8 protein-coding genes are annotated in these 5951 nt (G+C 51.5%); all 8 read left to right on the plus strand.

Annotated elements, in window-relative coordinates:
• The first annotated feature begins 101 nt into the window (after nt 1–101).
• The 8 genes from V0288_RS24710 to V0288_RS24745 all read left to right on the plus strand — a co-directional run bounded on the left by V0288_RS24710 (nt 102) and on the right by V0288_RS24745 (nt 5669).
• Nucleotides 102–1124: a hypothetical protein gene (locus V0288_RS24710; RefSeq protein ID WP_332867866.1), complete on the plus strand. Its 1023-nt coding sequence runs from the start codon at nt 102–104 to the stop codon at nt 1122–1124.
• A 74-nt stretch (nt 1125–1198) separates the two neighbouring features.
• Nucleotides 1199–1705: a thermonuclease family protein gene (locus tag V0288_RS24715; RefSeq protein ID WP_332867867.1), complete on the plus strand. Its 507-nt coding sequence runs from the start codon at nt 1199–1201 to the stop codon at nt 1703–1705.
• Nucleotides 1702–2625 (plus strand): hypothetical protein, encoded by a 924-nt coding sequence (locus V0288_RS24720; protein ID WP_332867868.1) that lies wholly within the window; start codon nt 1702–1704, stop codon nt 2623–2625. Before V0288_RS24715 ends, V0288_RS24720 begins: the two co-directional genes overlap by 4 nt.
• A gap of 121 nt (nt 2626–2746) precedes the next feature.
• Nucleotides 2747–3385 carry a hypothetical protein gene (locus V0288_RS24725; RefSeq protein WP_332867869.1) on the plus strand — a complete coding sequence of 213 codons (639 nt, stop codon included), beginning with the start codon at nt 2747–2749 and terminating at the stop codon, nt 3383–3385.
• Between the two features lie 678 nt (nt 3386–4063).
• On the plus strand, nt 4064–4699 hold the full coding sequence (locus V0288_RS24730; protein WP_332867870.1) for a hypothetical protein: 636 nt from the start codon (nt 4064–4066) through the stop codon (nt 4697–4699).
• A 4-nt stretch (nt 4700–4703) separates the two neighbouring features.
• A complete protein-coding gene (locus V0288_RS24735; RefSeq protein WP_332867871.1) occupies nt 4704–5213 on the plus strand; it encodes a thermonuclease family protein in 510 nt (169 codons plus the stop codon).
• On the plus strand, nt 5210–5371 hold the full coding sequence (locus V0288_RS24740) for a hypothetical protein (protein ID WP_332867872.1): 162 nt from the start codon (nt 5210–5212) through the stop codon (nt 5369–5371). Before V0288_RS24735 ends, V0288_RS24740 begins: the two co-directional genes overlap by 4 nt.
• A 115-nt stretch (nt 5372–5486) precedes the next feature.
• Nucleotides 5487–5669, plus strand: a complete 183-nt coding sequence (locus V0288_RS24745) for a hypothetical protein (RefSeq protein ID WP_332867873.1) — start codon at nt 5487–5489, stop codon at nt 5667–5669.
• The last annotated feature ends 282 nt before the right edge of the window (nt 5670–5951 follow it).

The following is a 5951-nucleotide window of genomic DNA, read 5'->3' on the forward strand; positions in this document are numbered from 1 at the left end:
CCTGATTCCTGACTCCTGACTCCTGATTCCTAACTCCTGACTCCTGATTCCTAACTCCTGACTCCTGATTCCTAACTCCTGACTCCTGATTCCTAACTCCCATGTACCGATCGATCCTCATCGCCCTCCTACTCACCACCCCGATCGCGCTGGCACAAACCACATCGAAACCCCGGGGGGAGATCACGATAACCCCTAGCAAAACGGAGAGCGCTACACCCCGGCGATTGAAGATCGAGCTATCGATCGCTAACCCGCAAGACCTCAAGGTGAGGGAAGGCGATCGAGTGGGAAAAGGACAGGTAATCGCCGATCGGGACGGAGATCGAACCCGATTGAACCGAGAACGACGGGAAACCTTACTAACGATCGCCAAGATCGAGCAGACCCCACCCCCGCGGTTAAAAGTCGCGCCCCCGATCCGCGAACTTCCCCCGGCCAATTTCGCCATCGAGGAGGCGACGATCGAGCAGGCGGAACTCAAATTCTCTCAGGCACAACGCAACTATCAGGGCGCGTTAAGCGGCGACCCGTTTATCACGGCGCGGGCTAACGTGGATTTCGCGAAGGCGGGAGTAGAGCAGGCGTATCGGGAAGTAGAGTTACAGCAGAAAAAGATCGACGCTATCGCTCAAATTAAGGGAATCCCGCCCGAAATGCTCGAACACGAGACCGAGAAGCTGAAGGAAGTTCGATCGAACTGGGAACAGAAACAAGCCGAATTCGACTTCCGCGCGGCCGAATACAAACAGGTCGAACAGGGACGGCGGGAATCGATCGAGGGTTTAAAAGCGGCGGTAGACTCGGCCCGATCGGATTTGGAGGTGGCGCAGGCGAAATTAAGGGCCGCGAAGGAAGAGAGAAATCGGGAGGAATATCAATATCAAGTCGCCATCGCCAGGCAGAGCGAGGAAGCGAACCAATCCTCGATCGCCGTCTCCCAGCAGAATCTAGAGCGCGAATTTAAGCTATCCCAGCTAAACGATCGGATATCGGCGATCGATGAGAAACTATCGACGATCGCCCAGGTTCGATCGCCGTTCGCGGGGAGAATTAAACGGATAAAAATCGAGAAACAATCCGACAACACGATTAAAGTTGTTCTCTCCCTAATCCCCGAATAACAACTGTAAACGTTTATAGTCTCTCCCTCATCTCCCCCATCTCCCCCACCTCCCCCATCTCCCCCATCTCCCTCATGAAAAAAATCTGGATCGCCCTATCCATTCTCTCGTTCGCCTTCGGCGCGCCCTTGGCGACCACCACCACCGCAATACCCAAAGCGAGCGCGGGTCCGAGGCTGTGCGAGATCACCGGGATTCACGACGGCGACAGCCTACGGGTCTCCTGCCAGAGTAGAGCCTTACGACTGGCCTGTATCGACGCGCCCGAACTCGATCAACCTTTCGGACAGGAGGCGCGGGACTATCTTGGAGATCTAACGATCGGGAGAGAAGTAGAGGTAATCGATCGGGGTGACGGGGGATTCAATCGCGTCGCCTCGATCGTCTACGTCGATAACGCCAATATCCAAGAGCGGTTACTATCGGCGGGACTCGCTTGGTACTATCCCCAATACGCCTCGAAATGCTCGGATTTTATGGGGCTAAAAAGAGCGGAACAGAGCGCGAGAGAGCGGGGAATAGGTATCTGGAAATCTACCAATCCGATCGCCCCGTGGTTATGGAGGAAAGGGATAAGATGAAAACTTTATTACCATCACTATCGATCGCCCTATTCCCCCTAGCGAGTCTCGCCAATCCCACCCCCACGCCGCCCCCGGTCGAACAGACGATCCCCACGGAACAGGAACCCGTGGAGAGCGAGATCACGGACGCGCCGAAAACCGAGGATAATCCCTTACTCAGACCGGATTTAGATTCGCTAATCGAGAACAAAATCGCCGAGGACGTGTGGACTCAATTAAAGGGTGAACTACCCTGTATCGACTCCTCGGAGAACTGTATCATGCAGTTGCAAGCTTTAGCCCTATCTAAGTCTCCAGTTCTCAAAGAAATGGACGCACGGATCGAGGAAGCCGAAAACCGAATCTCCGAGGCTCGATCGAACAATCTCAAAACCATTAACGTCTCGACTTTCTCCCCATTTTTACAAGTGCTACTAACGGGAACCTTCCCCGGCGCGAAACTCAATAAAACCGCGCCGATCGTCACCAATCCCCTGACGCTGATTTTCGGGAACGTCCTGGGGAACCTCGCCGGGGATTTGCTAGGGGGATTATTCAACTGGCAGGGATTGCAGGGAGGGGGAGACGCGGCGGCCCGATCGATCGCGATCGGAGACCTACAGATTAAGGTCGCGGAACTCCAGAGAAACCGGGCGGAAGCGGCGAATAAACTCCGGGAACTCGTATTAGTAGAAACGTTAAAAATGGAAGAAATCGCGCGAGATTTTCAGATTCAACAGGAGATAGCGCGTAGGGATAGGGCGAGAATGCAGATTATCCTAGTTTCCTACCGATTCGGACAGGGAACCTCGGAAAGTTACCTAGCCGAATTGTCAGCCTACGATCGACAGAAAGCGACGGTATGGCGCGAGTGGTCACGAATGCAATCGCAACTAACGAAAGTCAAAATTCTAGTTGTTGGCGTTCCAGAAAATTAAAGAAAAATTAACAAATTGACGGGAGAGATCGATCGAGTATTCCGTGTTTTCACGGTTGACCGCTAAAAAAAGTGACGTATAGTATCCCGCCGACGACTCTTATCAATCAGGTAGGGACATTATGAGAACCTTAATCGCGGCCGCGGTCGGGGCGATCGGACTATCACTAATCGCGACCGAAGCCAAAAGCCAGACCGTTTTTAAAACCGTCGAGAACGGACGGGATGTGATCTACGCGAGGGGCGTTACCCCGAACACCTCGCTACAGTTGACGACCACGGGAGGGAGCAGGCCGACCGCGCTCCTCGCGAACAGTTGCGGGATTATCCGGGTGACGGCCAACCAAGCCACACCCAACAGTGTCAACATTAACGGGACGGCCCGATCGATCGCTAACGCTGTGTCCTTAACCGGCGCGCCCGTCTGTAACGGTAGTACAGCACCGTGGACGGGTGGAACCTCCAGCGAGCCGAGACGCGACCCCAACGGAAATTACTATTTTTCAGGCTACACCCCCTCGCAGGCCGCCACGGTTTTAGTAGCGGCCAACGGCAACCGCAACGCGACGGCCAACCAGTGCGGCATCGCCAGATTCGCGGAACCCGCGGAGGGAAACCCGTGGGGAAACGATTTCAGTTTCGCGATCAACGGGACGAACTACACGCTAGGAACGATGACCAGTCAAACCTATCCGCCGCTATGCCGGAACGTGGGAAGCTCGACAAGCCCCGTATACCTACGCTATGAAGCCGCACCCTAATTATTAATAGCCATCGATCAATAAAATTTGATCGATGGCTTCTTTTTTTGGAGAAAAATAGATGCGAAAAACTTTAATTTTGCTAGGGATTATCGGATTAGGAAGTAGCCCGATCGCTCGATCGACACCGTTTCAAGGAAACGAAATCTACCGAACCTGTACCTCGAACGACTGCTTCATCGTACTCACGGGAAGCCCGAACACAACGGCGGAAATAATCGGTCCCCGAAAAAGATGGAGCGATACACTGAGAAAAGCGGATAATTGCGGGGTCGGCAGAATTACGCAGATCGAGGGAGACACAACCCTAGAAATCGATGGTAGGGGAACGATTGACTGGAAAAATTTTCCACTAACAAACTCGTACCAATGCGATGGAATGTATCCCTCGGTAGGAAACTCCTACAATCCAGAGAGGAAAACCGTATATGTCACGGGATTAGGATTTCAAGAAGAATATATTACAAGAATAGGAAGACCGTGGATAAGATCTACCGCGATCAATAGATGCGGATTCGGATTGATATCGATGCCAACGGGCGACGGAGATCTAGTTTTCAAGGGACAACAATATCGATACTCACAATTAGCATCTACGGTTCGGCCTCCAGTCTGTCGCGAGGTAAACGGAACCTACAAAACCTATTTCGCCGTTCCGTTAGGACAATAATGAAAATCATGAAAAGTATAAACTTTTACAGTTTCGTGATCTGGCTAACGATGCTAACCCTTCCCGCGATGGCATCGGCACAGACGATCACGAAAACTGTCGAAGGCGGGAAAGATGTAATTTACGCGAGCGGGCTAACACCTGGAAGCTCGATCGACCTCTCGATCGACAGCACCCAACCGAGAGCTTATCTAACCGATTCGTGCGGATTGGTAAGGGTTTCTAAAAACTTAGTCCCACCGACCTCGATAACCGTGAAGGTTAGCAATAGCCCAGCATATTCGTTAAATCTTGCCGATCTCCCGGTAGTGCAAAATCCAGCTTGCACGAGTGCCGGCTCACCTTACGACGGGGCTTTCACGGATGCGGAAGGAAACTTTTACCACTTCCAGAATCCGATCGCCAATGTCCCCTATACAATTTACGTGCGATCGAATACGAGACGAAGGGCGACAGTCAATCAGTGCGGTTTCGCGAGATTCACGGAAAGCGCGACAACGCCCTGGGAAAATAACTTAAATTTCTCGATCGGAACGAATAATTACAACCTTTCAAATATCCCGCTTAAAAACTATCCCCCTATCTGTCGGAACGTCGGCACGAGCCAAAGCCCGACATTCGTTCTCTATCTCCCCGCGAATTAAGCCGATGAAAGTGAATAGATTCCTGTTATTAGCCCCAATTTTGCTAGGGGTTTTCTTCATCGGGTTAAGGTCAAATTCAAAAACGAATATTCCCGAAACAACGGTATCGATCGAATCCTGTCACGACGGCGATACCTGCCGGAGTACAACGGGAGAAAGAATTCGATTCGCGTGTATCGACGCGCCGGAACTCAAGCAGGCATACGGGGAAGCCTCGCGGGACTACCTTCGATCGATCCTCAAAAACCAACCAGTAAGGATCGATCGAATGAACGTCGATCGCTACGGCAGAACGATCGCGATCCTCTACATCCCGGATGGTAAGGAATGGCGAGCGGTGCAATGGCTCCAAACACGGGCGGGAACGGTTTGGGCATTCGATCGATTTAAAAAAGACTGTCCGATCTGGAACTCGATCGAGCGGAAGGCGAACGAGGCTCGATCGAAGCGGATCGGGTTATTTTCGGATGGACAAGCGATCGAACCGTGGGAGTGGAGGAAACGGAACCGATGAAATTACCGAAAACACCACCATTAGAAACGGGATTAGTAATTCTATCGATCGCCGTAACGATCGCCTATTTTGTCTTTTTTCTTAATTATTTAAAAGTGGTCGATAGAGTGAATAAGGCAAGCTGTAACGGCGTGAAGGTGGAGAAATGCGATCGATAGTTCATCGTCGATCGCTAAAGGAAAATCTACGGTAAAACCTGCCTGAGCTTGGCGATAGCTTCCAGAGAAAATCGGGTAAACTACGGTTATTCAGGAAGTAGCGGGAGTTCGATCGATGAAGTTGAGCGATAGGATCGACACGATAACGATTCGGGTGACGCGGAAGAATCTAGCGTTCGGTGCGCTCGTCGTACTCATTTACTCGCTGGGATTAATCGCGATTTACGAGCTTTTTTACAGGGTAGAGGTACGGGGGAAAATCAATCCGGACGGCTCGATCGAGTACCGGTTGAAATAATTTTGCTAGGGGTTAAGCCCTCCCCATCTCCCAACTTACTCAACTGAAAACGTTTATAGTTAGGGTTCGATCGAAGGAAAGCGAGCGATCGAAAGGAAAATCCGAAACATTGCTAGGGGCTAAAGCTCATGCCTCCTGACTCCTGACTCCTGACTCCTGATTTCTCGCATCAGAGTGGGACGAGGCTAAAATTTTGTAGTCTCCAGACAACACTTACAGCCTTTCTCAGATACATGAGGTACGTTCTCGCGGTTGGAATCTTTTAGCGGTAAGGGTTGGTAT

This window comes from Pannus brasiliensis CCIBt3594 (assembly GCF_036688125.1).
Taxonomy (GTDB): Bacteria; Cyanobacteriota; Cyanobacteriia; order Cyanobacteriales; family Microcystaceae; genus Pannus; species Pannus brasiliensis.

Bases quoted from the DNA above. Each gene is read 5' to 3' on its own strand.
- V0288_RS24710 (WP_332867866.1), top strand. From the start codon at position 102: ATGTACCGATCGATCCTCATCGCCCTCCTACTCACCACCCCGATCGCG.
- V0288_RS24715 (WP_332867867.1), top strand. From the start codon at position 1,199: ATGAAAAAAATCTGGATCGCCCTATCCATTCTCTCGTTCGCCTTCGGC.
- V0288_RS24720 (WP_332867868.1), top strand. From the start codon at position 1,702: ATGAAAACTTTATTACCATCACTATCGATCGCCCTATTCCCCCTAGCG.
- V0288_RS24725 (WP_332867869.1), top strand. From the start codon at position 2,747: ATGAGAACCTTAATCGCGGCCGCGGTCGGGGCGATCGGACTATCACTA.
- V0288_RS24730 (WP_332867870.1), top strand. From the start codon at position 4,064: ATGAAAAGTATAAACTTTTACAGTTTCGTGATCTGGCTAACGATGCTA.
- V0288_RS24735 (WP_332867871.1), top strand. From the start codon at position 4,704: ATGAAAGTGAATAGATTCCTGTTATTAGCCCCAATTTTGCTAGGGGTT.
- V0288_RS24740 (WP_332867872.1), top strand. From the start codon at position 5,210: ATGAAATTACCGAAAACACCACCATTAGAAACGGGATTAGTAATTCTA.
- V0288_RS24745 (WP_332867873.1), top strand. From the start codon at position 5,487: ATGAAGTTGAGCGATAGGATCGACACGATAACGATTCGGGTGACGCGG.